This is a genomic window from Pseudomonas sp. NPDC090755 (assembly GCF_044769005.1).
Classification (GTDB): Bacteria; Pseudomonadota; Gammaproteobacteria; order Pseudomonadales; family Pseudomonadaceae; genus Aquipseudomonas.
On record NZ_JBIVXC010000016.1, the window covers coordinates 48,224 to 75,056 of the forward strand.

Annotated in this window: 26 protein-coding genes and 2 pseudogenes; 11 read left to right on the plus strand and 17 right to left on the minus strand. The window is 57.3% G+C overall.

From position 1 onward, the window contains the following. The first annotated feature begins 13 nt into the window (after positions 1 to 13). The gene (locus ACIQUS_RS20685) at positions 14 to 1,087 is read left to right on the plus strand and encodes a sugar phosphate isomerase/epimerase family protein (RefSeq protein ID WP_403050687.1); all 1,074 of its coding nucleotides are present in this window, start codon (positions 14 to 16) and stop codon (positions 1,085 to 1,087) included. After that, positions 1,084 to 1,974: an alpha/beta fold hydrolase gene (locus ACIQUS_RS20690; RefSeq protein WP_403050690.1), complete on the plus strand. Its 891-nt coding sequence runs from the start codon at positions 1,084 to 1,086 to the stop codon at positions 1,972 to 1,974. The genes ACIQUS_RS20685 and ACIQUS_RS20690 overlap by 4 nt, the downstream gene beginning before the upstream one ends. Positions 1,975 to 2,039: 65 nt before the next feature. On the opposite strand, the gene ACIQUS_RS20695 is transcribed toward ACIQUS_RS20690, so the two are convergent. After that, positions 2,040 to 2,297, minus strand: a complete 258-nt coding sequence (locus tag ACIQUS_RS20695) for a hypothetical protein (RefSeq protein WP_403050693.1) — start codon at positions 2,295 to 2,297, stop codon at positions 2,040 to 2,042. Between the two features lie 117 nt (positions 2,298 to 2,414). On the opposite strand from ACIQUS_RS20695, the gene ACIQUS_RS20700 reads away from it, so the two are divergent. The 3 genes from ACIQUS_RS20700 (at position 2,415) to ACIQUS_RS20710 (ending at position 6,095) form a co-directional block, all read left to right on the plus strand. Then, the gene (locus tag ACIQUS_RS20700; RefSeq protein ID WP_403050696.1) at positions 2,415 to 3,287 is read left to right on the plus strand and encodes a helix-turn-helix transcriptional regulator; all 873 of its coding nucleotides are present in this window, start codon (positions 2,415 to 2,417) and stop codon (positions 3,285 to 3,287) included. Positions 3,288 to 3,419: 132 nt separating this feature from the next. Then, entirely contained in the window at positions 3,420 to 4,484 is a 1,065-nt protein-coding gene (locus tag ACIQUS_RS20705; RefSeq protein WP_403050699.1) for a hypothetical protein, read from the plus strand. A 12-nt stretch (positions 4,485 to 4,496) separates the two neighbouring features. Further along, on the plus strand, positions 4,497 to 6,095 hold the full coding sequence (locus ACIQUS_RS20710) for a hypothetical protein (protein WP_403050702.1): 1,599 nt from the start codon (positions 4,497 to 4,499) through the stop codon (positions 6,093 to 6,095). 213 nt (positions 6,096 to 6,308) lie between these two features. On the opposite strand, the gene ACIQUS_RS20715 is transcribed toward ACIQUS_RS20710, so the two are convergent. Further along, the gene (locus tag ACIQUS_RS20715) at positions 6,309 to 7,073 is read right to left on the minus strand and encodes a hypothetical protein (protein ID WP_403050705.1); all 765 of its coding nucleotides are present in this window, start codon (positions 7,071 to 7,073) and stop codon (positions 6,309 to 6,311) included. A gap of 339 nt (positions 7,074 to 7,412) precedes the next feature. Between ACIQUS_RS20715 and ACIQUS_RS20720 the strand changes: the two genes are divergently transcribed. Beyond that, positions 7,413 to 7,871 carry a GNAT family N-acetyltransferase gene (locus ACIQUS_RS20720; protein WP_403050708.1) on the plus strand — a complete coding sequence of 153 codons (459 nt, stop codon included), beginning with the start codon at positions 7,413 to 7,415 and terminating at the stop codon, positions 7,869 to 7,871. A 333-nt stretch (positions 7,872 to 8,204) separates the two neighbouring features. On the opposite strand, the gene ACIQUS_RS20725 is transcribed toward ACIQUS_RS20720, so the two are convergent. From ACIQUS_RS20725 to ACIQUS_RS20765, 9 genes and pseudogenes are all read right to left on the minus strand, one after another. After that, positions 8,205 to 9,815, minus strand: a complete 1,611-nt coding sequence (locus tag ACIQUS_RS20725) for an AAA family ATPase (protein WP_403050711.1) — start codon at positions 9,813 to 9,815, stop codon at positions 8,205 to 8,207. Between the two features lie 27 nt (positions 9,816 to 9,842). Further along, complete coding sequence (locus ACIQUS_RS20730; protein ID WP_403050714.1) at positions 9,843 to 10,364, minus strand: 4Fe-4S single cluster domain-containing protein; 522 nt, start codon at positions 10,362 to 10,364, stop codon at positions 9,843 to 9,845. Then, positions 10,365 to 10,997 carry a DUF2997 domain-containing protein gene (locus ACIQUS_RS20735; protein WP_403050717.1) on the minus strand — a complete coding sequence of 211 codons (633 nt, stop codon included), beginning with the start codon at positions 10,995 to 10,997 and terminating at the stop codon, positions 10,365 to 10,367. A gap of 2 nt (positions 10,998 to 10,999) precedes the next feature. After that, complete coding sequence (locus tag ACIQUS_RS20740; protein WP_403050720.1) at positions 11,000 to 11,980, minus strand: hypothetical protein; 981 nt, start codon at positions 11,978 to 11,980, stop codon at positions 11,000 to 11,002. A 280-nt stretch (positions 11,981 to 12,260) separates the two neighbouring features. Further along, positions 12,261 to 12,585, minus strand: a pseudogene (locus tag ACIQUS_RS20745) (DUF6632 domain-containing protein); the annotation flags it as partial. A gap of 154 nt (positions 12,586 to 12,739) precedes the next feature. Beyond that, positions 12,740 to 13,873, minus strand: coding sequence for an alanine--glyoxylate aminotransferase family protein (locus ACIQUS_RS20750; RefSeq protein WP_403050958.1), 1,134 nt, complete (start codon positions 13,871 to 13,873; stop codon positions 12,740 to 12,742). 381 nt (positions 13,874 to 14,254) lie between these two features. Beyond that, positions 14,255 to 14,857, minus strand: coding sequence for a TIGR00730 family Rossman fold protein (locus ACIQUS_RS20755; protein WP_403050723.1), 603 nt, complete (start codon positions 14,855 to 14,857; stop codon positions 14,255 to 14,257). A gap of 25 nt (positions 14,858 to 14,882) precedes the next feature. After that, entirely contained in the window at positions 14,883 to 15,515 is a 633-nt protein-coding gene (locus tag ACIQUS_RS20760; RefSeq protein ID WP_403050726.1) for an FMN-dependent NADH-azoreductase, read from the minus strand. A 116-nt stretch (positions 15,516 to 15,631) separates the two neighbouring features. Next, positions 15,632 to 17,062, minus strand: coding sequence for a PLP-dependent aminotransferase family protein (locus ACIQUS_RS20765; RefSeq protein ID WP_403050729.1), 1,431 nt, complete (start codon positions 17,060 to 17,062; stop codon positions 15,632 to 15,634). A 205-nt stretch (positions 17,063 to 17,267) separates the two neighbouring features. Here ACIQUS_RS20765 and ACIQUS_RS20770 point away from each other — a divergent pair, with 205 nt between their 5' ends. Beyond that, positions 17,268 to 17,723, plus strand: coding sequence for a carboxymuconolactone decarboxylase family protein (locus tag ACIQUS_RS20770; RefSeq protein ID WP_403050732.1), 456 nt, complete (start codon positions 17,268 to 17,270; stop codon positions 17,721 to 17,723). Positions 17,724 to 17,802: 79 nt separating this feature from the next. Beyond that, the gene (locus tag ACIQUS_RS20775; RefSeq protein ID WP_403050735.1) at positions 17,803 to 18,123 is read left to right on the plus strand and encodes a DMT family transporter; all 321 of its coding nucleotides are present in this window, start codon (positions 17,803 to 17,805) and stop codon (positions 18,121 to 18,123) included. Between the two features lie 245 nt (positions 18,124 to 18,368). Here ACIQUS_RS20775 and dapF read toward each other — a convergent pair whose 3' ends face one another. From dapF to ACIQUS_RS20795, 4 genes are all read right to left on the minus strand, one after another. Further along, entirely contained in the window at positions 18,369 to 19,184 is an 816-nt protein-coding gene (gene dapF / locus ACIQUS_RS20780) for a diaminopimelate epimerase (RefSeq protein WP_403050738.1), read from the minus strand. Between the two features lie 98 nt (positions 19,185 to 19,282). Beyond that, on the minus strand, positions 19,283 to 20,161 hold the full coding sequence (locus ACIQUS_RS20785) for a serine hydrolase domain-containing protein (protein ID WP_403050741.1): 879 nt from the start codon (positions 20,159 to 20,161) through the stop codon (positions 19,283 to 19,285). Positions 20,162 to 20,255: 94 nt separating this feature from the next. Further along, positions 20,256 to 22,685: a spermidine synthase gene (locus tag ACIQUS_RS20790; RefSeq protein WP_403050744.1), complete on the minus strand. Its 2,430-nt coding sequence runs from the start codon at positions 22,683 to 22,685 to the stop codon at positions 20,256 to 20,258. Positions 22,686 to 22,687: 2 nt separating this feature from the next. Beyond that, positions 22,688 to 23,419 carry a protein-L-isoaspartate(D-aspartate) O-methyltransferase gene (locus tag ACIQUS_RS20795; RefSeq protein ID WP_403050747.1) on the minus strand — a complete coding sequence of 244 codons (732 nt, stop codon included), beginning with the start codon at positions 23,417 to 23,419 and terminating at the stop codon, positions 22,688 to 22,690. A 402-nt stretch (positions 23,420 to 23,821) separates the two neighbouring features. On the opposite strand from ACIQUS_RS20795, the gene ACIQUS_RS20800 reads away from it, so the two are divergent. Both ACIQUS_RS20800 and ACIQUS_RS20805 read left to right on the plus strand, forming a co-directional pair. Next, positions 23,822 to 24,256, plus strand: coding sequence for a DUF2721 domain-containing protein (locus tag ACIQUS_RS20800; protein WP_403050750.1), 435 nt, complete (start codon positions 23,822 to 23,824; stop codon positions 24,254 to 24,256). A gap of 17 nt (positions 24,257 to 24,273) precedes the next feature. Next, a pseudogene (locus ACIQUS_RS20805) lies at positions 24,274 to 24,420 on the plus strand (integrase); the annotation flags it as partial. A gap of 83 nt (positions 24,421 to 24,503) precedes the next feature. On the opposite strand, the gene ACIQUS_RS20810 reads toward ACIQUS_RS20805, so the two are convergent. After that, on the minus strand, positions 24,504 to 24,968 hold the full coding sequence (locus tag ACIQUS_RS20810) for a bifunctional diaminohydroxyphosphoribosylaminopyrimidine deaminase/5-amino-6-(5-phosphoribosylamino)uracil reductase RibD (RefSeq protein WP_403050753.1): 465 nt from the start codon (positions 24,966 to 24,968) through the stop codon (positions 24,504 to 24,506). A 442-nt stretch (positions 24,969 to 25,410) separates the two neighbouring features. Here ACIQUS_RS20810 and ACIQUS_RS20815 point away from each other — a divergent pair, with 442 nt between their 5' ends. Then, the gene (locus ACIQUS_RS20815) at positions 25,411 to 26,346 is read left to right on the plus strand and encodes a LysR family transcriptional regulator (RefSeq protein WP_403050756.1); all 936 of its coding nucleotides are present in this window, start codon (positions 25,411 to 25,413) and stop codon (positions 26,344 to 26,346) included. 5 nt (positions 26,347 to 26,351) lie between these two features. Here the strand turns inward: ACIQUS_RS20815 and ACIQUS_RS20820 are convergent, their stop codons facing one another. Next, positions 26,352 to 26,765 carry a VOC family protein gene (locus tag ACIQUS_RS20820; RefSeq protein WP_403050759.1) on the minus strand — a complete coding sequence of 138 codons (414 nt, stop codon included), beginning with the start codon at positions 26,763 to 26,765 and terminating at the stop codon, positions 26,352 to 26,354. Positions 26,766 to 26,833: the final 68 nt, after the last annotated feature.

The following is a 26,833-nucleotide window of genomic DNA, read 5'->3' on the forward strand; positions in this document are numbered from 1 at the left end:
TAGGATCGATTGTATGAAAACCCTCAAAGGCCCCAGCCTCCATCTCGCCCAGTTCAGTGCTGAGCGTCCCCCGTTCAACAGCCTGGACAGCATCGCCGACTGGGCCAGCGGCCTGGGCTTCAAGGCCCTGCAGGTGCCGGCCTGGGACGAGCGTCTGTTCGACGTCGCGCTGGCGGCGCAAAGCCTTGGTTACTGTGACGAAATCAAGGGCAGGCTGGCGGAGCGCGGCCTGCAGATCAGTGAGCTGAGCACCCATATGTTCGGTCAGTTGGTCGCGGTGCATCCGGCCTACGATTCGATGTGCGATGCCTTTGCCCCCGCGGCCCTGCGCGGGCGGCCGGCAGAACGCAGCGCCTGGGCCATCGAGCAGGTGAAGCTTTCGGCGCGTGCCAGTCGCAACCTCGGCCTGGAAGACATGGGGACCTTCTCCGGTTCGTTGGCCTGGCCGTATCTGTTTCCGTTCCCGCAACGCCCCGCAGGGCTCATCGAGACGGCGTTCGAGGAGCTGGCGCGGCGCTGGCGGCCGATCCTGGACGTGTGTGACGAGCAGGGCGTCAACCTGTGCTACGAGATTCACCCCGCCGAAGACCTGCACGATGGCACCAGCTTCGAACGCTTCCACGCCCTGGTGGATGAGCACGAGCGCTGCCGGATCCTCTTCGACCCCAGCCACTTCGTGCTCCAGCAACTCGACTACCTCGGCTACCTGGACCTCTATCACCCGTTCATCCGCATGTTTCATGTCAAGGATGCCGAGTTCTATCCCAGCGCCCGCCAGGGGGTCTATGGCGGCTACAGCGGCTGGGCCGATCGCGCCGGGCGGTTCCGCTCGCTGGGCGATGGCCAGGTGGATTTCAAGCGCATCTTTTCCAAGCTCGCGCAGTACGACTATGCCGGCTGGGCGACGCTTGAGTGGGAGTGCTGCCTGAAAGACCAGGAGGACGGCGCCCGCGAAGGCGTGGCGTTCATCAACAACCACATCATCCGGGTGACCGACCAGGTGTTCGACGACTTTGCCGGTGCGCCGGTCGATGCCGGACAGATTCGCCGGATGCTTGGCGTTCACTCGCAGGAGGCTTGCGCATGACGGCGTCTCTCGAGGCTTCAGGGAATGCGTTCACCCATACCTATGTGCAGGTGGATGGCCTGCGTATCCATTGCGTGGTGGCGGGTGAGGGCGAGCCGGTGCTGCTGGTGCCGGGCTGGCCGCAGACCTGGTATGCCTGGCGCCATGTGATGCAGGCGCTGGCCGGGCGCGGCTTCATGGCCATCGCCGTCGATCCGCCGGGCCTGGGTGATTCCGATCGTCCGGCCCAGGGCTATGACACCGGCAACATCGCCCGGCTGCTGCATCAGGCCATGGCCCAGCTCGGCCACGCGCGCTACCACCTGGTCGGCCATGACGTGGGCATGTGGGTGGCGTATGCGCTGGCCAGCGACCAGCCGCAGGCGGTGAAGACCCTGGCGGTGGCCGAGGCCGTGATTCCCGGCTTGGCAGCGGCGCCACCGATCTTCGTTACGCCGCAGGAGAACATCTTCCTCTGGCACTTTCTGTTCAACCAGGTACGCGACCTGCCGGAGTTCCTTATTGCAGGCCGTGAGGAGGGTTACCTGAACTTCATGTTCGACCGCTGGGCCGTGCGGCGTCATGCGGTGGCGTCGGACGTCTACATCCGTGCCTACTCGACGCCCGGCGGCCTGCGGGGTGGCTTCGAGTACTACCGGGCGATACCCGAAACGATCCGCCAGAACACCGAGCGCGCCCGGTGCGAACTGGACATGCCGGTGCTGGCGATCGGGGCGCAGCATGCCACGGGCGATGCGCCCTTGCAGACGCTGAAGGGGCGTGCACGAACACTGCGCGGGGTGGTCGTTCCCGGGTGTGGGCACTTTGTGATGGAGGAGGCGCCGCAGGCGTTCAACGAGCATCTGCTGGCATTCCTGGAGGGGGCGCAAGCTGGGTCGGTGGACTGATTGCAACTGCTTGTATGCTCAGGGCTGGGAGTGTCAGCCTTGAGCATGCACACTACGGACAGTATTCATTTGCCTTCGGGCAACAGCTCCTCCAGCAACGTTACCTTCCGCTGCAATTGGTCCACATGCGCCCGCTCAGCACGTAGTGCCGACCGAAGCGCCTTGTTCTCCGACTCATGAATGCGCGCCCAGCGTAAAGTCGTACGGCAATTGACGATCGTGTCCCACACCTTTTGCAACTTCAGATAGTGGGCCAGCAGCAACACAGCAATCACCACCATCATCGCCAGGGCTACTGCCGAAATCACATCCGTCGTAGTCATGTTCACTCCTTACGCTAAGTCGTTTGCTCCGAAGACAGTCAAAGGATATGTAGTGATTTATTACACGTATAGATTGTAGACTTGTACAGGTAAACAAACCGCGCACATGGATGGGTCATGAAACGCACACAAGAGATCAACCAGGTTCGCTGGGACCTGGCACTTCGCTATCGTTTGATCGAAACTGTGGCCTGGTGGGAGGGCCGCCTTACCACGGGCCACCTGATGCAGAGCTTCGGCATCAGCCGTCAGCAGGCGTCCAAGGACATCAACACCTACATCACCGAGCATGCGCCTAAAAACCTTACATATGACAAGCAGCTGAAGGGTTATGTACCGAGCAAGCACTTCACGCCGCTGTTCATCGAAGACAGTGCCAATGCCTATCTGCAGCTGCTGAACCAGACCCACTCGCGGGCTCCGCATGTGGAGGGATTGGCACTGGCTTATGCGCATACCAAGGTACTGGAGGTGCCGGACCGCACGATTCGCCCGCAAGTACTGCGGCCGCTGCTCAAGGCTTGCCGCAATGGCGAGGTCATCGCCATCGAGTATGTATCGCTGTCCAACCCCGTGCCGGAGACGCGGCTGATATCGCCGCATACCTTGGTCTACACGGGCATGCGCTGGCATGTGCGGGCTTATTGCGAGAAGAATCGGAAGTATCGGGATTTTGTGTTGAGCAGATTCCGTGGGGCGCCGGAGTTCGAGCGGATGAGCGAGAACCTGATCGGTGAGGATGAGGAATGGAACACCCTTGTCGATGTGGTCATCGAGCCGGACTCGCGTTTGAACCCCGAGCAAAAGGCGATCATCGAGGTCGACTTCGGGATGGAGCACGGTGAGCTGGTGATACCGACGCGGTGTGCGCTGGTGGGTTATGTGTTGCAGCGCTACCAGATCGATCCGAAGAAGCTTGAGCCCAAGGCGTCGGCACAGCAGATTGTGGTGAAAAACCTGGAGGCGTTGAAGCCCTGGCTTTATGAGTAGATACCAGGCAAATGACGGGGCCCCTGTGTCGCATGAGCAGTGGCATTCTAAAATGCCACTACAGGCATATTGACATCATTGGCGCCCTATGGAGAATCGCAGGCACTTTTGTCCACCACGGATGGCCTGCTCATGTATCGACGTATCTTCCTGCAATCGACTCAAGGCTTCGGTACCAACCTGGTTAGCCACGAGCGCGAACCGATGGCCCGTGACACGGTGGGCTGCACTTTTATTTTCTCCTCCATCGGCGACGCCCTGTCTCGCGCTTACGACTCGGCAAAGGACGCTGTCAGCGATGTGGCTGACAAAGTGGCCGATACCGTCTCCGATGCGTATGACGCCACCCGCGAAACGGTCGGCAATGTGGCCGAGGCAGTGTCCGAAACAGCCTCCAATGTCTACAGCTCCACTGCCGAGACGCTGTCCGACGCAGCAGAAACAGTGGGTTACGCCGTGTCCGACGCTTACGACGCGACTCGCGAAACCGTCTCCAACGGCTACGACGCCACGCGCGATTACGTGGGCGACGTGGTCTCTGGTGAGAAGGAAATTGACTACCTGAAAGTGCTCGGCGGTGCCGCGATCGGCGTGGGGGCCGTCGCGGCAGCGCCCTTTACCGGCGGCGGATCGCTGATCGGTGGCGCCAGCCTGCTGGGCTCACTGGCCGGCGCCGGCACCATCGCTGCTGCCGTGGGCGCTGGCGTGGCCGGTGCCGTGGTGGCGGCGAACATGGACGGCGACGAGGAAGCACGCAAGGCCGGGTTCGATGCGGGCGTCAAGCAAGCCAAGGCCGAGCAGCTGGCTGAGATCACGATGCTCAAAGAGCGCCTCGAAAAAGCCATGGAAAGCCTCAAGGCCGCTGGACAACACTTCAATGCAATCATCGCCCTGAACGCCGTGGCTGTCGCGACCGCCCAATGCGACGGCGATATCACGCCAGACGAAAGGGCAAACATCGAGCTGTTCATCACTGGCCTCGCCGGCGGCGCCATCCCCGAGGCGGTCAAAGCCAAAATCGAGTCGCTCTACCAGCAACCGCCAACGGTGAGGGAAGCCTTCGAGCTGGCGAAAAAGTCGGGCATGAGCCTGTCCATCTTCGACGAAATCATCAACCTGGTCGTGCACTCGGACGATGCCGTGCACCCGCAGGAAGCGGCCTTCATGCAAGCCTGGAACAGCCTGAAAACCGCGTGAGGAAAGCGCCCGATGAGCAAGCTCGAACAGTTCAGAAAACAACAGGCCCTGCGCGAGCAACTGGCCAACCGCCCGCTACTTCACGTCGCTGCCGCCCCTGAAGATGTAGCGGCTCTGCTGGTCAAGCAGACCGACAGCGCACGTCTCGCCAGCCTGGACTACCACGCCTCGTTGAGCCTCACGCTGCAGTCCGCTCCGCAGGATGCCCGCGAGCTGCTGAGAGAGCTTGAGCACGAGTTCGACCAGGCTCGGCTGAACGACCTGTTGTCCAAGGCACAGCGCGACATTATCGGCGCCATTGCCGGTCCACTGGGGTTGGGTAAATTCCTAGCGGTGTACGACAAGCGAGGGGGTAATGTGACGACCGTTCACAATGCCCGGCAGGATATCTATGCCAATCCTGACGAAGAAAAATACAACCGCGATGACTATGACAGGGGTTTGAACAGCCAAGGTAAGAGATTCGCTGGAACCGGTGAAAAATCGGTGGGATCGACTTTTACCAGAGGCCAACTGGACAAAGAGCAGAAGCTCCGTGATGGCTACACCGGTGAAACGGTCAAAGGTGATCAGACCAGTCCCGACCACATCATACCGCTGAAGAAATACCACCAGAATGGTGGCTTCATGCAGTCTAAAACCCAGCGCGCCGATTTTGGGACCGATACCGAGAACCTGATCTCCACTCAGCGCCACATCAATAACTCGATGAATGATGATGAAAAGCTGGTGTGGCTGGATAAGAACTCGAGCGGTCGCAAAGTTACCAACGAAGAATATTACGGTATCGATCGCAAGCGTGTAGAGGCTGCACTGGAACGCGGCCAAGCGGCTGCCGACCGCCACGGCCCCAGCACCTCGGAAAAAGCCGCCTACTACACCTCCCACGCCGCCCAGACCGGCATGAACGAAGGCTTGAAGATGGGCAGCCAGCAGGCCTTCGGCATGCTCATGGTCGAACTGTTCAGCAGTGCCCTGGACGAGATCAAGGACCTGTACCGCAGCGGCCGCCAGAGCGACACCATCCTTGCCGAACTGGGCGAGCGCCTGAAGCGCGTGGGCGTCAAGGTCGCGGGCCGATGGGAACAAATGCTGCACAGTTTCAGCGGCGGTTTCATTTCGGGCTTCGTGTCCAATGCCGTGACCGTGATGATCAACCTGTTCGTTACCACCGGCAAACGTGCGGTACGGATGATCCGCGAAGGGATCTTTTCGTTGCTCAAAGCACTGAAGACCTTCTTGTTCCCGCCCAAGGACATGACCTTCGCCCAGGCGGCACATGAAGCCTTGAAGTTGCTTGCTGCGGGCGGTGTCGTGGTTGGTGGTGTGGCACTGGAAGAGGTTGTCGAGAAGCTTATTCTCGGCGTCCCCCTGTTTGCCCCCTTTGCTGGTGTGCTGACGGCTGTGCTGGTGGGGGCAGCGACCGCGCTGAGCATGACTTTTGTCTGCTACCTGCTCGACAAGATCGATCTGTTTGGCGCGGTGCGTGCTGAGCGGGACAAGCAGATGATCGGGGCGCTGGATACGCGTATCGATGCGCAGATGACGCTATCGATGAGCGTGATCGAAGAGCTGGACGGGTATCTGCTGACTGCGCCTTCCCCCGCTTGAGATACTGCTGCGCTGGGGCGTGTTTATCATTGCTCCAGCGCGGCTTGTTTCCTGAAACTGGCGATTACTCCGCCTATCCCAGAATTGCCGCTCAACTGAAGTTTCGGTCAAGCCTTGCACTAGATTCCGTGGAGGCGGGGGAAGCTTGCAGATCGCTGAAGGCACATCCTGTTTGCACCAGTCGAATCATGAGCAGTCGATTTCTGAGGGTGGCTACCGTGCATCCAGCAACCTTGCGACCATGAACGTTATCGCTACGGCCAGCAGGACGGCCGTAGCGATGGACAGCAAGGCACCCCATTGCAAAATCGAAACCTTGACGGTCAGATAGAAGCCCACCACGCCAACAGCCCCAATGGCGTTGCCTCGCACGATTGCGCCCAGCTCCTGATGCCCGCCCTGAACATGGGCGAAGACGGCAAGCGGCCAGGCGATCACCGGTATCGGTGCTAGCAACCCACTGGCGAGGGGCCCAAGCCACTCTGCACTTGCCGTGATTGCCAAGAGCAGCAGTGTGGCCGTCACCATCCGCATCGGGATGACCCAACGGGGCAGGGGGACATAGTGCGCTGCCTTTGTCTGTGCTTGTTTCGACGTGACGATAATGATCACGGTGACCAAGAGCAGCGTCGCGATAATAGAGAGTGCCAGCCATCCCGAACGACTCATCACGAGCGCAATCGAGCCGTAAAAAACCAAGGCTGTAATACATCCGGTGAACGCAGAAACGCTTCGGGTCATCAGAAAGTAAAACAAGTAGGTCGCCTGGATCGCAGCCAGTCCGGCCAGGGCGCCAGGTACGGCCATTGAAGCAAATGTTTCTCCCTGCTCCAGACTGAGAAACAGCATGACCAGCGCCGAGGTGAGGGGCAATCCGGATAGCAGCCCTCCGATCTGGGTACCCCAGCGCTTTGCGGCCAACGAGATGAACAGCATCAGTGCGGGGGTGATGAATAGCTTGAGGTAGAAGGCAGTCATGAGAGATACGTCATGTTAAATCGCATGAAGGGGGGGCTTTCAGGCAGTCTTTGCCTGGCGCCCCATGCTAGTTGAAGTGCACATCTGGCTGCCAGTGGCGTTCACTATCTGCGGGACGATTAGGGTTTGTACGAAAAGTCCTGTAGGAGCGGGCTCGTCCCGCGATCTGCCGCAACGCGGCAGCAATCCCTGGCTACACGGAGTGCCTCATACAACCGGGTGGCCGGTTTGCGAGCGCTTCGCACTCGATCGCGGGACGAGTCGAGTCGTCGCACCGCCGCTCCTACAAAAATGGGTGCATGCACTTTTCGTACAAAGCCTAGACAAGGAGTGTTCCAAATGCTGCGAGTGGATTGGCTCGATACACAAATGGACCAGTGCGGCGTCATGGCCGAATGGCTCTATCGGGCGTTCAGTTATGAGTTTGCGCAGCAATCGCTTTCAAGCTGGCAACAGGAATTCGCTGATGGACAGCGTGATGGCCGCTGGAAGTGCCTGATAGCAATGGAAGGAGGCCAGTTGCTGGGTGGCGCTACGCTTGCCAGTGACGACCTGTCTGATAGGCCGGATCTGGGCCCTTGGCTTGCGTGTGTCTTCATCAGGCCTGAAGCGCGAAGAAGAGGGCTCGCAGCGCAGTTGATCGACGGCATCTGTGACCATGCAAGAGACGCAGGATTCACCACCTTGTACTTGCACACCCACAACCAGAGCGCTTATTACTCCAGGCTTGGCTGGGAGGTGCTGGAACGTTTCGAGGCTTGGGGGAAAGAGCAATACCTTATGTCACGGCGTTTATAGTCAACGCTGACTGCACATTTGCGCCGCTTGTTTTTCCTAAGAAGCAGAACGCTGATGTGCCTGTGTTATCACTCAGCCTGGGCCGGAAGCTGCCTTTTTACGGTAGGCGGCTAACGACCCAAAGCAGCCTTTGGCGAGGGCAGGAAACGACCAGAAGCAACCGTTCGCGCGTGCACGCTTTGAGCCAACAGCTATCCCGCTCACCGATATCCAAATCTAGCGGTTCGGAATTCTGTTCCGAGGGAAGAAATGTTGGCCACGAAAGTCATCCTTTCTTCCCAGGGCGCACTCGGTTCTGCTGAAAAGCCTTACCCACCGAAAAATCACCGCAGATTAAAAATCAATTTGCCTGCCGCCGAATTGAGTTTCCGTATCATTCTGACCGGCAACCATAGCCGATGCGCTAATTGCGTTTTGATTCGCCCAATCACGTAGTTTTGTAAACTCGTCTTTACGCATTTTGCTCATGGGTACTAAACGCGAAATGGTAGTTTCAAAATCAGCCATGGTCAGGTCGCTTACATCACCAGAGCCATTCATCCGCCGTGAGAACGCTTCAATCAGCGAGTCCCCAACCCAGGCTTCGATTTCGGCACCAGAGAGCACAATATCTTTACCAAAATTCGGCTCGCCTCCTAGAGCAGCCAATCGATCCAGATCAAATTTTTCTGGGTCACGCTTCAACTTCTTGAGATGTATTTCAAGAATCTTCTTTCTTTCTAATGTCGACGGGAAGTCAACGAAAAATATTTCGTCGAATCGCCCCTTTCTCAACAACTCCGGAGGTAAGCTGTTGATGTTGTTTGCGGTAGCAAACACAAAAACAGGCGCCGTTTTTTCTTGCATCCAAGTCAACAATGTGCCGAATACGCGTGAGGCCGTGCCACCATCAGATGCGCCTCCGGAAGAGCCGGAAAGTCCTTTTTCAATTTCATCGATCCATAGGATGCAGGGCGAAATAGCTTCGGCCGTACGTAGTGCGGAACGAATATTGGATTCTGAAGAGCCAACCACCCCTTGGAAAATTTTTCCCATGTCCAAACGCAATAATGGCATGTTCCATGACGACGATACACATTTCGCCGTTAGAGACTTACCGCAACCAGGAACTCCAGTTAAGAGCAAACCCTTCGGGGTTCCGACACCGAACTCCTGAGCCATCTGCCCAAAACACTGGCTACGCAACTTAAGCCACTTTTTAAGCGTTGCCAGCCCACCAACATCCTCAAGATTTAACGTTGAGTCGATGTATTCCAAAATACCTGTTTTCCGTATGATTTGTCTTTTTTCGGAAAGAAGGTCTTTTACGGTATTTTCATTTACACTCAGGCTGGATACCAGTGAGCGAGACAAGCTATTGTCAATCTCTAATCCCGTGAGACCCAAGGCGGCATCAATGAGTTTATCTTTGGTTTCGCTGGAAAGATCAATCTTGACGCTACTGTTGCCTTGCCATGAGTTAACAAAATTATTGATCTGGCCCTTGACTTCATCTCTTGATGGCAAAGGAAAATCAATCAACGTGATTTCCTTTTGAAGATCATTGGCAATTTCAAAGCTGGGCGCCACGATAATGCAATTGCTTCGATAGCCACGCGAGCGGATATTTATGGCTAAATCTCGAAGTCGACGACGATAGACGGGGTTTGAACTTGAGGTAAGGTAGTTATGAGCATCACAAAAAACAAATATATTTTTGCTGCCTTCATCCTTCGCCTTTTCTTCGCAAAAGTCCAAGGCTACTTTCAAATCAAAGGTTTTATCCCCGGCCACCACGCCATTTATCTGGACGCCTAGCGTCGAGTTCCAAACAAACAAACGATGGCTAAGTGCCTTGGCGATTTCAGAAATTTCATTGAGCGCACGCTCTTCCTCGAACGTTTCAATGACCAAAATAGCATAGCGCGCTTTGAGGTAATCTGTTATCTGCTTGGTGCGGTTCATGCTTGTTATCCCTGCGCTTGAACTGAGTTATACACTCATCGGAAGACCGGTTTTAGTAACGCCAGAATTTGAAACTACAAACTCGACAACTCTTCTAGTGCGGAAAAAGTCAATGTCGACCCTGTCGCTGGTTTTGATAATCTGTTTATGCTGATAGGGATGGCTCACGTTATGCCGATACCGGCCAGCCAGCGTCAAGTCTACGGCTTTGACAACACGGATCATGGCGTCGTTCTGGAATATCTCTTTTGGCGTATAGCCTGTGTAAAGTATCCAGTTTTTCTCGCCATTGACTGCATTTATTAATTGCTCCAAGGCTGGCGCCTGGTCGAGCGGCTCGCCCCCAGAGAGGGTAACTCCAGCGATGTCCAGTGCATTTATCTTCTGTGCCAATTCATCAATAGACATCAGCGTACTCGCTTCGCGAGCGTGGGTGCTCTGATTGAAGCACCCCTTACAATTCAGCGCACAACCCTGCACCCATAATGTCAAGCGCAACCCGGGGCCGTTAACGCTGCTCAACGCCATATGGTGTACATTGATGTCCATTTAGAAGTTCGCGCTGAGAATTTGAAGGGTTTGCTCTTCATGGACTACGGTATATTCCGGCTTCCATTCAGTCACAAGTTCCGCAGTAGGGCTAGAAAGTAGAGACTCAAGCTCTTCAGTAAGCTTTGTGCAAATGTCGCCTTTCACGCCATGCACTTCCTCCGTGATTTCATCGCCCGTAAAGGTGACATGAATGCCGTATTCGTAGTTAGGTCCGAATTCAATTTCGAACCCTTGAGAAGTTTCTTTGACTCTTGCAGGAATACCTGATGCGTCTATGCGCTTAATAGTTTCATCGATGGCTACGCTGATGTACGCTTTCTGGAAGTTTAAAGCCAAATCAGCCATTATTGCCTCATCGCCGGCCGAAATTATTTCTCGTTCGATGAGGAGCTTGTAGGAGCCCTCTTCAATTTGGCAAACAAATAGATTGAATTTATCAGCCGTTTGGCCATAAATAGCTCTAAATTGCTGATTGCCCATATAGCCTATTTTGCTCAACACCTGTTTACTGAAGTCGCTGGTAAATATGGAAACCAGGCCAGTCGTTGGGCTAAGGTCCAACTTGCCGAAGGCTTTGGCAATGGCTTCTTCATTGACATAAGAAAATTCAAACTTTGTACAATGAGACATTGTTAAAGCTCCAGCTTGCGACCGGGAGCAACTTTTTCTGCCTCCTCGGTAGCATTTAATACGCCAGGGGCAACCTCAATGTTGCGCACAGGCGCCATGGATGCAGGCGCAACGTTTTTCGAACTCTCGGTTGGAGTGCCAGCGTTGGCAACTACCCGACGTCTTTGGGTTGTCTGTGATGCACCACTACCACTCAGGAGACTTGCATCAATCGTTTCCAACAACTTTCTTATTACCAGAATGGGACTTGATGTGAGCTTTTCATAGAGTCCAATTCGCAACAACGCATCGGCTCCATCATTGAACTGCAATTTAACGAAGTAATTTTGACGTTCATCGCCAGTGATGCCAATGTGCGAAATCTGATTCAGATCCCGTGACAGCTTTCCCCAACGATGCCCATCAAACGACGCTACGATTAATTTTGTCGCTGATGCGGCAAAAGCATTGCTACCAACATCAACGTCATCAGCATCAAAATTCTGGTAGCTGACCTGAATTTTCTCCCCTACAGGAAATCCCAGTTCGGTTGCCAAATATTCATTTGTCGAAAAATCGACATCGGCGTGAAATTTTAAGCTTTTTGATAGAACATAAAGGCTAAAGATGCCTGATATTCCATAACCGATTGTGCTTAGTGCGTCCTCCAGTGCAAAAGCCACACAAACCGCGGAAATAAAAACAATGATTCCGTAGCCGTAATTAATGGCCGTCTGCGAACTGAGTTTTTTATTTCTATAAGCCAGAAAAGTTTTGCCGGGAATATATTTTTTTGAAGGTGCAAAGAACAGGATGCCCGTACCAAAAAAAACCACACTAACAAGCCCAACTGCAGCCTGGCGATTTTGCCCAGTTTGCAACCCTTCAAGAAACATCCACGCGCCGCCAACGATGAAAACAGGTATGAATGCCAGTACTACAAGTGCCATTATCTTACCTTGGGTGGCCATTATCATTTTCCACATCGGGATAGTCTTTATCATTCACAAACCTTCTAGAGTTGGTGCAAAAGCGCGTAGTGAGGGGATGACTGTAGAACTATTCATGGGTCTATGCTACATGAGGATTTTTGGTTTATCACGCGCCAAGGTTCGCCTGAAGTAGCCAGGCAGAAAAAGTCCCAGGCGGTGAAAAAACGCGGACACATTCTTGAGGGCTGCGTTGCTACGTAAAATCTGTCAGCGTTGGTTGATCACCAGAGCAAAAAATTGCGTAGAAACGCGATTTTAGTTTCTATCCTGACAGTCAAACCAGCTCTTAGTCCCCATTGTGTGTCCGGGGCCGAGCGGCGAGTTGCGAGCGGGGCGTCAAGATGGCCAAGGCAACCGCCACGATGAAGAGCGCCGGCACGTCACTTGCCATTTGCCCAGATCAGGCTCAGATTGGCTAATGGATCACGTGCGGCCAGGATCAAGAACACGCCAAGTGTGGCGTAGATGCCAACGATCATCATCGGGTAGTCCGAGTGACCGAGGTGCCAAGCCCAGCCAGACGGCCAGAACAACATAAGTGGGTAGAGAGCAAGGCACGCGAGGCCAGCCAAAACCAGAACGACGCGCAAATACCTGAGGCGATCGACGACGGTTATGGCTACTCATTTGCTTTCGCTCCGTCCAGCGGCTGCTTCTGGCCGATTTCTGCCTATCGCCACCGTCTGCTATGGGTCGATTGCGGTCAGTCACGACTGGTGACTTTCGACCCATAGCGGCCAGCCGTGGCCGTGCTGCAGCCAAGTTGAGGGCTTAGTTCACTATCACTTCGTCCAGTGCCTGCTCAAGGGTGCTGACCGTGCGCTCGATATTGTGCAGTTTTTCGAGTCCGAACAGACCGATGCGGAAGGTCTGGAAGTCGGCCGGCTCGTCACATTGCAACGGCACTCCGGCTGCTATCTGTAGACCCTGCTCGGCAAATTTCTTACCGTTCTTGATGTCGGCATCATCGGTGTAGCTCACCACTACGCCCGGGGCTTGAAACCCGGCTGCGGCCACGCTTTTGATGCCTTTGCCGGTCAACATGGCGCGCACCCGATCGCCCAGAGCCTGTTGTTCGTCGCGGACCTTGTCGAAACCGTAGGCTTGCATCTCGTTCATCACGTCGTTGAATCGCGCGAGAGAATCGCTGGGCATGGTCGCATGGTAGGCATGTCCGCCCTTTTCGTAGGCCTGCATGATCTGAAGCCACTTTTTCAGGTCGCAGGCAAAGCTGCTGCTATGCGTCTGTTCGATGCGCTCGAGGGCCAAAGCACTGAGCATCACCAGGGCGCAGCAAGGGGAGGCACTCCAGCCTTTCTGTGGTGCGCTGATCAGCAGGTCGACTGCGCACTTGTGCATATCAACCCAAAGCGTGCCTGAGGCAATGCAGTCCAGCACGAAGAGGCCCCCCACTGCATGCACGGCGTCGCCGACGGCCCGCAGGTAATCGTCTGGCAGGATAATCCCAGAGGAGGTTTCAACGTGGGGGGCGAAGACAATCTGCGGCTTGTGCGCCTCAATGGCTGCCAGCACTTCGTCCAGAGGCGGGGGAGCGTAGGCTGCCTGGCGGCCCGTGTCGACCGGGCGGGCTTTCAGCACCGTGGTGGCCGCCGGGATGTTGCCCATCTCAAGGATCTGGCTCCAGCGATAACTGAACCAGCCGTTGCGGATCACCAGGCATTGCTGGTCGGTGGCAAACTGTCGCGCTACCGACTCCATGCCGAATGTACCGCTGCCCGGCACTACCGCAACAGCCTGGGCGTTATAGACCTGTTTCAGAGTCCTGGAAATGTTCTTCATCACGCCTTGAAATGTCTGCGACATGTGATTGAGCGAGCGGTCGGTGTAGACCACCGAGTACTCGACCAGCCCCTCAGGATCAATACTGGGATATAGCTTTGACATGCGGTGACTCCTTGGCAGAGATGTCATTGGTATGGACCCTGTCCCAAGACTTGGCAAATGACAAGATTGATCGGGGGCTGCAGTCTCTGGCCGCTGCCGTGCGGACTTGGCGTTCAAGTTAACAGATTCAAATCGTCATGCAGCGTGCGATTTTGGGCGAAAGCTGGCGCTGGCAAGCGTCTGCTATGGGTCGGTTATCCGAGCCACAGCAGCCCTTCGCGAAGGGCTGCTGCCGGCCAATAGCTGCCAGTCATTTGTGTCTACAGTATGAGGGGCGGTTCGGACCTCATCAGGAATGGCCTCTGATGCACCTGTGTTTGATCAAAAAAGAGGCCTGGTGATCTTGGGAGCAGCATCGCCAGACCCCGAAAGCTTTAAAACTTAAACAGGCTTTTGTGCAGACCCGATCCATTTGTTGACGGTCGGGGTTTGCCACTGTTCCAGTGCATCGATCAGCACAGATGGATCGGTGTGATAAATCAGCATCTCGCTGTGTTCGGCTTTCATAAAACCTTCAGCCACAGCATGGTTGAAGAGGGTACGCACCGGTTCGAAAAAGCCACTGATGTTCATGCACGCCACGCCTTTATGGTGCTCGCCCAATTGGGTCAGCGTCGCCACCTCAAACAATTCTTCAAAGGTTCCCAGGCCGCCGGGCAAGGCGATGAATGCATCGGCGCATTCGCTCATGCGTGCCTTGCGCGTGCGCATGTCGTGGGTAACCTCATAGCGGGTCAGTCCCTTATGCATGTGCCCGAGATCGAACAGCAACTTCGTGATGATGCCGACGACTTCGCCACCCTCGGCGATCACGCTATCGGCAATGACGCCCATCAGGCCTTTGTCGGTACCACCGTAGATCAGGCGCATGCCACGCCTGGCGATCTCCCGGCCCAACGCGCGGGCGCTTTCGATATAGGCGGGATTGAAACCATGGTTGGAACCGGAGAACACCGCAATGCTTTTCAGTGGAGTTTTCGACATCGTATTGCTTCCAGGTGAAGGTAATTCAGGCTGTGGCTCTGTATTGGCTGGAAAACCAGGTGGCGACTTCCCGCTCCACACGCTCTCGGGTGGCACTCAAGACCGCCGGCGGCTGCGCGGTACCTTCTACCGAGAAGAACGTCACATTTTGCAAACCGATGGAGGCCATCACCGTTTTCAGCCAGGGCCGCAAATAATCTGGTTGCTGTGCATCCTGCGTGGAGAACGTGCCGCCCGAAGAAATCGCGATAAATACCGGGCGGTCGTGTAGCAGGCCGACTTTGCCGCCGGCACCGATGCGGAACGTGCGGTCGGCCTGGATCACATGGTCGAGCCAGGATTTCAACGCCGAAGGCACCATCAGGTTGTGCATGGGCGTGGCAATCACCAGGCAATCGGCGCTTTCCAGTTCGCGAATCAATTGCTCGGACTGCAACAAGGTTCCCTGGAGGGCCTCTTTGTCGCACAGGTCGCGTCGCTTGCTGACGGCCTGCGCATAGTCGGCGTCGACATGGCCCAAGCCACCCACGCCACGCTCGGTGATCCTGATGCCGCTACCGCGATTCAGGGTCATCAGATGGTTTATTACGGTTTGCGAGAGTTTGTAGCTTTCGGAAGACAACCCCCGTGAGCTGGCAATCACGTGCAGTATTTTCATGTGATCCTTGAATGTCGATGAGGACAGGATCCGTATGGTGCAGCCGCTTGGACCCGCTACAAAGAGCCAAGAAAAGTCTTCAAGACCAGGCCATGATCAGCTGTGGGGGTGGCAGCCTAAAGCAACGCCAGAATGCGTTTTCCAAGCTGTGCGGCGGTGGCTTGCGAGTCGATGTTGGCGAAGCCGAGCATCAGCCCGGAATGGCTCTGGGAAGCGATGCAACAATCGCTCAGGGCCTCGGCGTATAGACCAGCTTGCAGCAAGCGTTCGACCAGCGCGCGGTCGGACTGCGGTTGCGTGAGGCGCAAAATCAAATGCATGCCGCCTGGCTGCGCGTCGAGGCTGATGTGATCACCCAGGGCTTGCTTGAGCCCCCTTGCAACTGCTTCCCGGCGTTCGCCGTATAGCTTGCGCATACGCTGGATGTGACGGGCGAAATGACCTTCGGTCATGAAGGTCGCGACGATAGCTTGCGTCAGTTCCGGGCAGCCGCCCAAGAAGGCCTGGCTAACATGCTCGAAACGTTCGACCTGGGCCGCTGGGACCACCAGGTACGAGAGGCGGATGCCGGGGAACAGGACCTTGCTGAATGTGCCGGTATAGAGTACCCGGCCATCCAGGTCCAGGCTCTTGAGCGCGGGCAGTGGCCGGCTGATATAGCGATATTCGCCGTCGTAGTCGTCCTCGATCACCCAAGCCTGTTGCCGGGCTGCCCACTCCAATAGTTCCAGGCGTCGCGGTAGCGACAGCGAAACACTGAGTGGACTCTGATGGGCCGGCGTTACGACGGCCGCACGGGCGTAGGGCCAGTCGTTGATGCCTTGGGTTACCAACATCCCGTCCTGATCAACCGGGACGCAAGCAATCTGCATTTGCAGATGATCCAGCAATTGGCGCGTGGGCGGATAGCCGGGATCTTCAATCAGCACCTGATCCCCCGGCTGAAGCAAGGTATGGCTAACCAGCGCCAAGGTGTTGCGGTAGCCCGACGTGACAAACACCTGCGCAGGCAGACAGGTAATCCCTCGCGCCACCTGCAGGTAGGTGGCAATCGCAGAGCGCAACGAATCCAGACCATACACCGACGGATTGGCCATGTCCTGGATGCGAGTCGTGCGTATGCAACGCGCGCCCAGCTGCGCCCAGATTTTTCTCGGGAATACGTCCAGTGCGGGCAGCGCCATCTGAAACGGCAAAATCGATGCCTTGGGCCGTATTGAAGCGATAGCACCAGGACCATCGCTCGGTTGCACATGGGCCGACGTCGTTCTGACCTTGAGCCCGGGTGTCACGACCGTTCCTGCCTGGCCGCGAGACTGGATGTAGCCTTCGGCGGTCAGCAATGAGTAAGCGGTATCGACGGTCCCGCGTGCCAACCCGAGCTCCTTGGCCAAAGCCCGGGCCGCTGGAATACGTTGCCCGGGACTGAGCGCACCGTCAGTGATTGCACGCTGAAAGCGCCAGTAGATCTGCCGGTAAATCGGCTCGCTGGAGGTTGGGTCGAGCGGGGAAAAACTGTTGCCACGCTGGCGTTTGGCTTCTCTCACGGCTGAATCCCTACTTTGGTACCACCCGTCATCTTATAAACGCCACGACCCAGGCTAAAGAGCCATGAGTGCCTATTCAGATTAGGCCATGTTACCGATGTCCATCGCCGACATGGCCTAGTACGTAGCCAAATTCTTGGACCTTTAGCGATAGACCAAGTCGCCGCACCATGGAGCCCTCCAAACAACCAATAAAGGATTTCAAATGACTCAGCGCCTCAACTACTCCACGGCTTCCAGCGAAGGTTACAAGGCATTCGGCGACGTCTACGTCACCTTGCAAAAGTGTGGTCTGCCTAAAGAACTGATCGATCTGGTGTACCTGCGGGTTTCGCAAATTAATGGCTGCGCATTCTGCATCGACATGCATTCGCGTGATCTGGTCAAGCTCGGTCTGACGGTCGAAAGACTGGTACTGGTCTCGGTATGGCGTGACGCCGGAGCGTTGTTCACGTCTCGGGAACGCGCGGCGCTAGCGTGGGCGGAAACCGTGACCCGAGTGGCCGAAACCGGCGTTCCCGATGACGACTATGTTGAAGCGGCAGCCGAATTCAACGACAAGGAACTGGCGGATCTGACCTACGCCATCGGCCTGATGAACGCCTTTAACCGATTCGGTGTTGCGTTCCGCTCGACCCCCAGTGCCGTTAATAGAGCTTAAACAGCCTTCAAAGCAATCCCTTCAATAATCCTCGCCCGGTGCACATCACCTGGCGAGACATCATATGGAGGTATCAACCATGGCTTGGGCACTATTGGGATTTGCCGGGCTTCTTGAAATCGCATTCGCCTTTTACTTGAAGGGGTCTGAGGGTTTCACACGTTTAGTACCTGGACTGTTTGCCGTTGCTGCCGGCCTGTCGAGCGTGTTTCTACTTTCACTGTCGCTGCGTACATTGCCCGTGGGGACTGGCTACGCAGTCTGGACCGGTATCGGCGCAGCAGGTACCGCAGTTCTCGGGATGGCGGTATTGGGCGACGCAATGTCGCCATTGAGAGTGTTCTGCATTCTAATGATCCTGGCCGGCGTTATCGGCCTCAAGGTTGTGTCGGGAAACTGAAGTGGTTCATTCAGCAACACTCCTTCGGCTTTCACTGAATCTAGTGTGTTGCATCCACCGGTTGAATCCACAGTCGAAAGCAGTCGCTCTCTGATGGCCGCTTTCGACCCATAGCGGACGCTCGTCAAGGGCTAACCATTAGCGGGCATCCGAAAAAGGCGGTTTTGGCCACTATGCCCGGGCGCGCCAATAATTATCGAGAGGTAAGTCCGGACCCCATACGGTGAAGGCCCAATCCGCTGGAGTCAGAACATTTCGTCGAGCTGCGCCAGACACTCTTTATCCAACGAGTAAAGCCCTACCTTGCACACCGGACCCTGCATGAGGACGTTGTTCTCGTCATCGAGTTCGATGGTGATCTGACCGCCCGGCATGTGCACGGTCACCTGATCGTCAACGAGCCCAAGCCGGCGTGAAACTGCCGCAGCGGCACAACTGCTGGTGCCCGATGATTGGGTGAAGCCCACGCCACGCTCCCAGATCTGCACCATCAGGTTTCGGCGATCAATAACGCGCACGAACTGCACGTTGGTTCTATTGGGGAACAGTGACAAGTGCTCAATGATCGGCCCGAACCTACGTGCGAGTGTCTCGGTCGCCTGATCGACGAACAACACACAGTGGGGGTTTCCCATCGACACTGGGTTAAGGTGCAGTTGCATGCCGTCGATCTCCACAGAATGTCGTTCTGTCTTGGGAAATACGGCCTTTCCCATAGCGATTGAAATGCGTCGACCGTTGTCGAGCACTTGGCAATGCACCATCCCGCCTTTGGTTGCCAGTTCGAAGGGTTCGTGCGCAACGATGCCCCGATCCCAAAGGTAACGACATAGGATACGCAGGCCGTTGCCACTCTTCTCCGCCTCGGAGCCATCGGTATTGAAGATACGCACCGAGAGCATCTCGCCCTGCGCGATGAGAGGAACCAGGATGCCGTCACTGCCCAATCCCCTATGTCGGTCACATACCAGCGAGATAGCCTGGGTCGAGCAATCGAATGGGGTGGTGTCGTGGTAGACGAGATAGTCGTTGCCAGCCGCGTGGTATTTTACGAACTGCATGAACTGTGGCACCTGGATGCTTCGGGAGAAATGATGAGTGAGGATGAACACTAGCACACGTCCGCTGCCGCATAAGGGACCTGGACGCCTTCACCCCCTTACCGCAGGGCTTGTATCAGCTGTTCGGCAACCTGTGTTTCGACGGCACCTTCACTTGCGCCCGCTTCAAAAGCAGCGCAACACGCCGATGCGTCGCCGTTGCAGATACGGTAAACGGCAATGACACTGCCAGGTCCGCACCCAGTGTGTCCGCAGAGGGAAATTCCGCCGTCAATCGAACCCTGCATCACTCCAAGGCCATAGCCCGGGGTGATCCATGGGCGTCCGGGAATCGGGCCGCCCAATGTTCGCGCTGCCTGCATTTCCAGTAGCAAGCCCGTGGGGAGAAGGTCTGTGCAGAAGAGTCGATCGAGCAATAGTGCCGCTTGTGAAATCGGGCCGATCAGCAAGCCATGATAGACCCAGGCGGGGTCATAGTTTGAGGTGCTTCCAAGGTGGGTCGATTGCAAGTCTGCACGCGTTTTAGCGAAGCGAACGTTAACCAGGCCCAGAGGAATGAGTGCCCGTTGACTCACTGCATCATCAAGCGCCAGGTCAGTTAGCCGCTCAATGAGCCTGCCGATGAGCATGTAGCCAACGTTCGAGTAGCGCCAATCGGTTCCAGGGCTGTATCGCAGTCGAGCACCCTCAAGGCGGTGCATCATTTCATTTGCCGACCAGGCTGACTCACTGTTGGCAACGGCGGCGTGATACTCCGCAAGTTCGCCATAATCGGCGAGGCCTGCCTCATGCCGGAGTAGCTGGCGTAACGTGAAAGGCTGACCCGCAATGGGGTCGTCCAATCCAACCCGCCCATCACGCACCAACGATAGGGCTGTCGCTGCCAGGACTGTTTTGGTAAAGCTCCACCAAGGAACCAACAGTTCTGATCGGTCAGGCGTTCGTAATTGACCATTTGATACGAGTGAACTGAGCATTGGCTTCCTTGGCGTGTTGAATAGCTCGACAGCTCGACAAGATATCCCATTGTCTCACCAGGGACAGTTGATGTTTCGCTCCGAACCGCCGTGATCAGGGAAACGCGAAGGCCGCCGCGAGATACATCAGCAACGCCAGCAGCAACACCACGGTAAAGCCCAGGTGAATCGCCAGCAGGGTCGCCAGCACGGCCGCCACCACCGATACGCAGGCGTTGACGCCCCAGGCGATCGGTACCAGTGCTTCGGCGCGCGCGGAGACGCGCTTGAGTCCGAGCGGAAACGGCATGCCCATGGCGAACGCCAGCGGCGCTACCAACGCGGCGCAGATGCCGAACCTGGCGAGGGTCTGCACCGGGGCCAGCAGCTGGAACAACGGGGGCAGGGCGATCAGGTAGAGCAGGGCGATCGCGCAGATCGCCAGGACCGGTCGCGCCAGCGGATGACGAGACCCCGCACCCGTCCCAATGTCCCGCCGCCGGCCGGAGTAATGGCTGCCCAGGCCGGCGAAGATCAGGAACGCGCTGAGCGTTACCGCCACCGAATACAGCGGGTGGCTGAGGAACAGGGTGAACTTCTGGATGAAGGCGATTTCCACGAAGATGAAGGCGCAGCCGATGGCGGCGAAGTAAGACACGACCCGAAGTTCGAACCTGGCCACAGCCGCATTTCGAGCGTGCCGTTGGCGCCGCCGCGCCACCCATAGCGGCGCCAGGATCAACAGCACGGCGGCCACGCCGGACTGCAGTAGCGTGGCGATCAGCACCGGATAGCCCCACTCCAGCATTGACAGGCCGCCCTGCGCTTTGAGCGCCAGCAGTTCCGGCAGCGAGCGCCACTTGAAGAAGTGGAAGAAATACGGCCGGTCATCCGTGGTCGGGCTCACATCGAACTTGTAGCGCGCCAGGAACGCCGCGCGCTCGCCGGACAGCAGGGCCTGCGCCGCGTCGAAGAACCAGGGACGGTCGAGCAGGTTGTAGCGGTTCGCCTCGGCCATGGTCATCCCGGGGTAGTAGGCCAGGTCGAAGGAGCGCGCCTGGCTGAACGCCCGCAGCATGGCGATGCGGGCGTCGTCGAAATCCCTGTTGCTGACCAGCAGCGTCGCGGTCTTCCAGCCGCGGATCATGACGATGCGCTTCGCCGCGCTGGCCTGCCCTTCGTGCTCGATGGCCGCGGCCGCGGTGGCCAGCAGCCTGGGCACATCGCGCGGCGGCAGGGTGACCCAGCGGGTGATGGCCAGCAGGCCGCCAGGCGCGAGATGGCGCAGGTACTCGGCGAAGGCATCCACCGTGTACAGGTAGTTCTCGGACAGCGCATGCATGCCGCCCGAGGCGGCGCCGAAAGAGTCCAGCAAGGCGATCTGGATCAGGTCGTAAGGCTCGCTGCGCGAAGCCACCAGGCCGCGTGCCTCACCGATCAGCACACGGACGTTGGGCGCGCTGTAGGGCTTGCCGGAGAAGTCGGCGAAGCGGCGCTGGACCAGATCGATCACCTGCGGGTTCAGTTCGATGGCATCCACCGCGCTGGCGCCGTGGTAGATCGCCTGTAGCACCTCGGCGCCCGCGCCGCTGCCCAGCACCAACACGCGGGGTTGGCGCAGCAAGTGATAGGGCAGCGCCGAGGTCAGGTAGTCCAGGTAGGCGAGCGGCTCGCGGCGCCCGTCATAGCGGTTCAGCACGGAAAGGCCGTCGCCGTCGGTGAAGATGGCCAGTTGCGCGGGCGGTTCCTGCGTCGCGTTGAGGCTCAGGCCCGGCGCGTGGCGCAGGGGAATGGTCGGGCTGTCGACGACCGTGAGCAGGCCCAGCGGACTCCAGGTCTGGGCGATTGCGCGCGCATCCTTGATCTGCAGCGTCTGGCTCAGTTCCTTGTACTCGGAGGGCGACAGGGCGATCCAGCGCCCGGGCACGCCGGCCGGCACCGCGACCGCCGCCGCCAGCAGCAACGGCACCAACCAGTGCCTTTGCCTTGTGCACGCCATGGCGGCCAGTGCCCCGGCGGCGATGCCGGTGCCGCCCAGCAGCCGCAACGTATCGACAGGCGTCAGGGCGAACAGTGCGGCGACGATCGCCAGGCTGCCCACGCCGGCACCAAGAATGTCGAAGGCGTAGATCCGGTGAATCTGCGCCTGAAAGCAGGTGAGGGTCAGGCAGATGCACACCGCCGCGCAGAAGAACGGCACGAACAGCAGCAGGTAGAGCCCCAGCAGGCGCACCGGCTGCCGCGGGTCCCAGAGGATCTCGAGGGGATTGAACGGAATGTGCTGGGCCAGGCTGAAGCAGCCGATGGCGCTCAGCCCGAACAGCACCGTGCCGCCGATGAACACGCCGTGAAAGCGCGGCGCCAGCACCGGTCGCGCCAGTGCCACGGCGGTGCCGGCTGCGCCATAGCCGAGCAGTGCGACGCTGATCATCATGTAGGCGAAATGGTGCCACTGAATGATCGAAAGCAGTCGCATCAGCAGCACCTGATAGCCGAGCGCGCAGGCACTCAGCAGCGCCAGGGCGAGCAACGGTGGAGCATGCATGCTCAGCCGCCCCCGACCAGCGGCACGAAGCGCACGGGCAGCACCTGCCGGGTGGACACACGGCCATCGCCGGCCTTCTCGATCAGCAGCAGGTACTGGATCATGAACGGCGCGCTGACCGGGATGACCATCCGCCCGCCGGCCTTGAGCTGGGCGATCAGTGGCGGCGGCACATGGCTGGCGGCGGCAGTGACGAGGATGGCGTCGTAAGGCCCGTGCTCGGGCCAGCCGTGGTAGCCATCGCCCAGCCGGGCTTGCACCTTCGCATACCCCAGCCGGCCCAGGCGCTCCCCGGCCTGCACGGCCAGCGGCTCGATGATTTCCATGGTGTAGACCGCCTGCGCCAACTCGGCGAGGATCGCTGCCTGGTAGCCCGAGCCGGTGCCGATCTCGAGTACCACGTCGTCGGGCCCGACCTGCGCCAGGTCGGTCATCAGGGCGACAATGTAGGGCTGGGAAATGGTCTGGCCGTAGCCGATCGGCAGCGGCCGGTTCTCGTAGGCGTAGCGCACCTCGTCGGGTGGGACGAACCTGTGGCGTGGCACCCTGGCCATCGCGGCCATCACCGGCGCGGCAAACTCGGCCCTGCCGGTTTCGTCGCGGGTCACGGACGACATGTCGGCGATCTCCCGCACCATGGCGTCGCGCAACGGCGCGAACGAATCGTCGGCATTCAGGCCGGCGGATGCCAGCGCCAGGGCGATGGCAGGCGCCAGGATGCGCGTCAGGAGCATCACCGGCTTCACAATGACTCCTCCGCCTGAGGAACAGTCGAATCGTATGGCAGGTGGGCTGGCTCGGCAAGGCACTGGATGTACAACCGGTGACGACGGGGCCCCTGGTGCGAAACTGAACGGAGTTGCCCCGTACGGGCAATAGTGACGATGGGCAGAAAGCGGCCAATTGCGGCCCCTCGATTCACCTTAAAAATACGCCCACAGGGAACGGCGAGATTCCGACTTGGCGCCTGAACACTCAGAAGTGACTATCCTAAAAACACTTGCTGACGATGTTGCAGTCAGGTCGATCGACACCCCTATCGAACAGGACGGTGCGAGAGTTCTCCACCGCTTCTGCTTGGTGTTTGAGATCAAGAGTGGAGAATTACAACTATTCGGCCTACAGGGGTTCCCAAATTGATCGAATTCATTCCTGACGCTGTGCGGTTGTCACAAATCTTTTCACAAGCAACAGCCCCTACGTTTTTTCTCGGTGCAATCGCTGCGTTCGTTTCGTTAATGACTTCGAGGTTGTCAGCTGTCATCGAGCGTATACGGGTACTGAATGCGATCACCGAAGACGACCAGAAGCGTGCGCACCTCAGGGCCGATGTGGAGCGATTGAGGCGGCGGGCCTACTTATTGAATGATGGCATCCTGGCTTCTTTACGCGGAGGACTTTGTGCCACCCTGCTTCTCGCTAACATCTTTGTAACTGAGTTCGTGGGCTTCAAGTACGCCTATGGTGCTGGCCTTCTTTTTGTAGTTGCCACATTCTTCCTCGGTGTTGGTCTGTTCCGCTTCGCCCAGGAAGCGAGAATCGCGGTCAGTGCGGCGGATGAACACTTGTGACCGAGTCAGAGTGGATGACCAAGGTATCGCTTATCTATCGCAGGACGAAGAACCTGAGATCAGTCCAGCTTATGCTTGGTCATACGAAGCTTGAAAGCTCCGTCAGGTATCTGGGAATCGAGGTCGATGATGCCCTGGAAATGGCGGAGCAGACGGAGGTCTGATCATCCATTGCGACGCTCGAAACCAGACATTCGCTTTTCAATCCCTGGCAGACGCTCGCGAGCGGCAGTAATCGACTGTGGATTCAGGGCTTCTCATAGAGATAAGGCAGCAGGTCGTATCGAGCCTGATCCTGAAGCAGACCAACCGTCACTTTGAGCCCGGCCTTGCGCAGGATTTCGATACCTGCTCCGGCGTTGCGTGGGGCGGGGTCTAGCATCGCAACATGCACGCTTGCGATGCCCGCGCTGACCAAGGCAAGGGCACAGGAAGGTGTTCGGCCTGTGAATGAACATGGCTCCAGTGTCACGTAAGCCGTCAGGTCACCAAGCCCGTTTTCCAGCTGTGAAAGGGCCATCGCCTCTGCATGATGCTTTCCAGGCGGCTGCGTAAAACCGTTGGCAACGACGCTTCCCTTGCGCACGATGACACAGCCCACTGGGGGGTTAGGCAAACACCCTGGGAGTGCCTGCCTTCCTTGTTCCAGCGCCAAGCCCATGAACACGCTATCCCTGTCGTCGAATCCACTGTGGTTTCCTCCAAGTGACATACCTGAATCCTTGGTAGTTGAATCATGCCGTCAGGATACAGGATCAACATTGGACAGTGCTGGGAGTACCCTCTCGTGGCGTTGCCGCCTATTCGACCATCCGCTCTGGGTTGAAACGGTCAGTCGCGACCGGCTGCTTTCGGTAACCGTCCGGCCAACTCACCTAGCCAAGCTCAGTCTTCCAGTCGATGCTGTTAACCTTGAAATATGTGGCATTCATCGATCACCACTTCGGATTGAGGACTCTGGAAACTGCCCATCATCATCCATCCCAATGGCCCTATCCGGCTATTCTCAGTATCGTGTGGCCACTGCTCTGCAAGCGCGGCCTACTCCCGCGCTACAGCTCACCTTCGATAGTTCTAGCTCATTGTCGGAGCTGTGCCGACTTGGTGCTACTGGCTAGCCCTGAGCTGACTGCCACGCTTTAATGGACGTATCTATGGACGAGCTCCGTCGAATTGACCTGAACCTGCTGTTGACCTTGCATGCATTGCTGACGGAACGTCATGTGACCCGAGCGGCGGTGCGGCTGCATAAAAGCCAACCTGCGGTCAGTCACTCGCTTGCCCAACTGCGGGTTCATTTCAACGATAAGCTACTTATTCGACGGGATGGCTACATGGCGCTGACGGCTAAAGCACAGGCCCTTATACGCCCATTGGAGGCTGCTCTGATGGGGCTCAACAGCCTGCTCGCTGAGGCTGACTTTGATCCTGTAATCGCGAGAGCCAGGCTCCGGTTGTCGCTTTCAGATTACGCCGCGAAAACAGTGTTCCCCTCGGTTGTTCGGAGGGTCAGGGCTGAGGCCCCAGGGATCGAATTGGCTGTGAGCCAAGCAAGCCGTGAGACGATGCACGCCCAACTGATTGATGGTGAGCTAGATCTTGCACTGGGGATATTTCCGGAGACACCGGAAGAAATCATGGTCGAAGACCTATTCCCTGATCAGTTTGTAAGTGTGGCTGACCAATCTGCCCTGCCGGCAGATGGAATGATGTCTCTTGAGGAGTGGTTGCACCGACCGCATGTGATGTTGGCACTACGGCCAGACGCAAACGATGAGATCGAAAGAACACTCAGCGCTATGGGGCTGCGTAGAAATATTGTACTGGCCCTTCCTCACTGGACTGCGGCAGTTGAATTGATCGAAGGAACAGATCTCATTCTTACGATTGCCGAAAAAGCGCTTGGCTCAATGGGGAGGTTTCCCAATCTGCGACGCTTTGAACCGCCCTTAACGTTGCCAAAAATCGCGTACCAGCAAGCTTGGCATGCGAGAAAAGATGGTGACCCTGCCTTGGGCTGGCTTCGAAAGTGCTTTGTCGAAGCCCATCAGCCCAAAGCGGTTGATGGAGAAGCAGGCGTGGCCCACTAAACCAGTCATGCCTCAGACGGCCCCTTGAGCTCCACCTGGTTACCATCTGGATCGAAGCAGTAGATTGATGGGCCATCACCCTCAGCGCCATATCGCGTCACCGCCTTGTCGGCCCGTATACCTTGGCTGTGTAGGTGGGAAAGGATGTCGGTCTCATTGAAGGGTGTGATCAGCAGGCAGAAATGGTCAACATTTCGATGTTGTGGATCGGCAGGGCCTCCTGCTTGTTGACCAAGCGGGCCGGTAACGTCCACTAGGTCGATCATCGAGGTTCCTGCACGTAGGTGGATCATGCCCAAATCATCACGGCGCTTTTTCACTTCGCAACCAAGGATCTCGATGTAAAAGGCCAGGCTGCGATCCATGTCTTGAACGCGCAAGACGACGTGATCCAGATGTTTCACTTTGAAAGGAATCATATTGTCTCCTCGATCAGATAAGGGCTAGGCGGCCCCTACTGATCGTTGGTTGGTATGTCTCAGAGAGA